We start from the raw sequence: 1,274 nt of genomic DNA, 5'->3' as shown, positions 1-1,274 counted from the left end.
GGCGGAATCTCGGGGTGAGTGCAACACGGCCTAGATGGGGTGTGTTGTGGGTGGTTCGTGGTTTGGTGCTCGGCCGGGGTTTTCCCGGCGGGTTCAGCGGGTGTTCTGGGAACGGCTCTCGGCGGGGCTGGATGCGGCCGCGGTAGCGGCTGGCGTGTCGGTCGCGACGGCGCAGCGGTGGGTTCGTGAGGCTGGCGGGGTGGCACCGAGGATTGCTGACGAGGCGGGGGCTGCCCGATCGGGGCACGGGCGGCGGTTGACGTTGGAGGAGCGGGAGGACATCGCGGTCTGGAACCCTCAGGAGTGTGTGTCGCAGGCTGAGATGGCGCGGCGGCTCGGGGTCCATCGGTCCACGATCGGTCGGGAGTTGAGGCGGGGCACGATTCGTGCCCGGACCGGCTATCGGGCGTCGGTGGCGCAACGGGCGGCCGAGGTCAGAGCACGACGGCCGAAACCACGCAAGCTGCAGACCGACACCGCCTTGGCCGGGTATGTCGCTGATCAGTTGGAGGCCAGGCTCAGCCCGGAACAGATCGAGGGCAGGTTGAAGCTCGACTTCCCGGACGATGAGGGGATGCGTGTGAGTGACGAAACGATCTATCGCTCTCTTTATCTGCAAGGAAGAGGCGGGTTGCGCAAGGAGCTGACGACGTGCTTGCGGACCGGGCGAGCGTATCGGAAACCACGCCGGGTCGTGGGTGAGCGTCGGGGCAGGATCCCGGGCATGATCAACATCAGTGAACGGCCGAAAGAGGTCGCCGACCGGGCCGTCCCGGGGCACTGGGAAGGCGACCTCATCCTCGGCTCGACCCTGTCGGCGTCGGCGATCGGGACCCTGGTCGAGCGGTGCACCGGCTTCACGCTGCTGCTCCACCTGCCCGAACGACACGATGCCGACACGGTCGAGGAAGCGATCGTCGCGGCCCTGTCACGGCTGCCCGAGTTCCTCCGCCGGTCGCTGACCTGGGACCAGGGATCGGAAGCTGCCAACCATGTCGCGATCGCCGCCCGGACCGGAATCGAGGTCTACTTCTGCGACCCGCACTCGCCCTGGCAGCGGGCCACGAACGAGAACACCAACGGGCTGCTCCGCCAGTACTTCCCGAAAGGCACCGACCTGTCCGTGTTCCCAGCCGAATACCTCGACTGGGTCGCCGCTCAACTCAACGCCAGACCCCGGAAACGACTCGGCTTCAAAACCCCCGCCGAGAAGCTGCACGAGCTACTGTCCAACCCGACAGATCCAACTGTTGCACTCACCGCGTGAGTCGGCC

1 protein-coding gene is annotated in these 1,274 nt (G+C 67.0%); it reads left to right on the top strand.

Annotation, left to right across the window (positions count from 1 at the left end; genetic code table 11):
* Window positions 1-34 precede the first annotated feature (34 nt).
* The gene (locus AC6CCG_RS34325; RefSeq protein WP_496659359.1) at window positions 35-1,267 is read left to right on the top strand and encodes an IS30 family transposase; all 1,233 of its coding nucleotides are present in this window, start codon (window positions 35-37) and stop codon (window positions 1,265-1,267) included.
* Window positions 1,268-1,274: the final 7 nt, after the last annotated feature.

This window comes from Microlunatus sp. YIM B11417 (assembly GCF_059617205.1).
Note: the sequence above shows the minus strand (reverse complement) of the source record. Positions and strands in the feature narration are given on the sequence as shown.